At 53.1% G+C, this 1,879-nt stretch carries 2 protein-coding genes and 1 riboswitch; both genes read left to right on the top strand.

Going from position 1 to position 1,879, the window contains the following annotated elements:
• Window positions 1-95: 95 nt before the first annotated feature.
• Window positions 96-1,253 (top strand): serine hydrolase domain-containing protein, encoded by a 1,158-nt coding sequence (locus tag AC2VLY_RS03585; protein WP_486893194.1) that lies wholly within the window; start codon window positions 96-98, stop codon window positions 1,251-1,253.
• 263 nt (window positions 1,254-1,516) lie between these two features.
• A riboswitch (Fluoride riboswitch) is annotated at window positions 1,517-1,580 on the top strand.
• Between the two features lie 51 nt (window positions 1,581-1,631).
• On the top strand, window positions 1,632-1,879 hold a 248-nt coding region (locus AC2VLY_RS03580), incomplete at its 3' end, for an NADH-quinone oxidoreductase subunit H (RefSeq protein WP_486921780.1).

Genomic DNA, 1,879 nt, shown 5'->3' with positions numbered 1-1,879 from the left:
GCGTTATCCTAAGCCCGCGCCTTGCCCCATGAAACTGCAGCTTTCACCAGCAGGCATGGAAATGGCAATTCATCTTGCATAAGGACCAGAACAGCATGATTTCTCCAAAGCACATTCTCTTGTCTACCCTTGTACTTTCCTGTGTGGCAGCTGGTGTTTCGGCTCAGGCTTCAGCGCTTTCCGGTTTATCCGGTGTTTCCGGTTTTCACAACACCGCCAGCATGTATACCCAATTTATCGCCGAACATCTCCAAAAGGCAAAGGTTCTGGGTGCTATCGTCGGCATCTGGCAATCAGGGCGACCTGTCTATCTGCAAGCTTTCGGGACAGCAAATTCAGCCGAAAAAACCGCTATGAGCGTACGCATGAATATGCCTATTGGACAACTCAGCACCGCCTTTACAGTGAGAGCGGTTCTGGATCTTGCCAAGGCCGATAAAATTCAACTCAGCGCGCCCGTTTCCCGATACGTAAGTGGTGTCCCTGATGGCGAGCACATGACTGTCGCAGACCTTGCCCAAATGCGCAGCGGCCTGGTGGATTTCAGCAAACAGGCCGCCTATCTGGACGCCATTCAGAAAAATCCGGAAGCCCGCCTGCTGCCCGATCAGCTCCTGCATTACAGCTTCACCCATCCGCTGTTGTTCAAGCCGGGCAGTCGTTTTGACTATTCCAGCACCAACACGATTTTATTGGGTCTGATCATTGAGAAGGTTACCGGCAAGCCCTTGTCCCGGGTCATCACCGAACAAGTCCTGCAGCCTAACCGCTTAAACAGCACGACTTTTTCCACCAGCTTCGCAGATCCTTTTCTGCAGGTTCGTGGATATGCCCGCAATAATACTACCCAAAACCTGCAACCCGTCGCCTGGAATCCTTCGCAGTTCTGGGCCGCCGGGGCAATGACCGCAACCGCCTCTGATCTGCGCGACTGGGCAAAAATCAATGCGAACCTGACTGAATATAATCACATACTGGCGGCGTATCCGCAGTCCCCGGCATCTGGACAAACAACGACTTCCGTAGAGTATCGCTGGGGATCGTTTGTCAACCATGGTTGGGTTGGCAATGCCAGCCGTCAGGCCGGATTCGAATCCATAGCCATCTACGCTCCTAAAAGCAAAGACACCATTGTCATCCTGCTGAACTCCGAGGCGCTGGATAAGGGCGTCCCGCTTGCCGCCAGCCTCGCCCAGCGCCTGAGCCGCTTCATCAGTCCTCATGCCATTTATCAGGCCGACGGACAGCCCTGAATGATGGCGTCTTGCATAAACCTAAAAACGTCAGTTGACGTGGGTGCTTTTTGCTCCGTTGTTCCTCGCCTGTTGTTCTAAGGCTCATCCTGCTGTCAGGAGAGAACTCGCCCTTTGGGCTCAGACAGCTCTCCTGACGGACGCAGGATTTCGCCAAGAACAACAACGGCTCAGAACAAAAGTCGCTGCAAAACACCCACGGCAACTGCCGTTTTTAGAATAAAACGCGCTTGACCCGTTTTCTGTCTCTGCATATCATCAACACAAATTATGGCGATGGATTCCGCCCAATAACCGCCTTTATAGGCTAATGACTCCTACAGATCCCGACTGCAAGGTTGGGTAACTGGTCGTTAGTTAAACTTATAAGGGGAATCTATGCTTGGCGATATCGTCCTGCAGTGTGGGCAAGTGCTCACCGTGATGTTTCTGGCACCACTGCTGCACGGCTTCATCACCACCGTGGAGGAGCGTGTTCAGCGCGGTCAAGGGCCTTCCATTTTCCAGCCCTATCGCGATCTCTGGAAACTGTTCAACAAGTCGTTGCTGGTACCCGAATCTGCCACCTGGGTTTTCTTCTGGGCACCCGTAGTTGCGTTCACCGCCATGCTCATCGTGCCGATGCT

It is taken from the genome of Acidithiobacillus sp. TH-A36 (assembly GCF_057473445.1).
Note: the sequence above shows the minus strand (reverse complement) of the source record. Positions and strands in the feature narration are given on the sequence as shown.

Bases quoted from the DNA above. Each gene is read 5' to 3' on its own strand.
- AC2VLY_RS03585 (WP_486893194.1), top strand. From the start codon at position 96: ATGATTTCTCCAAAGCACATTCTCTTGTCTACCCTTGTACTTTCCTGT.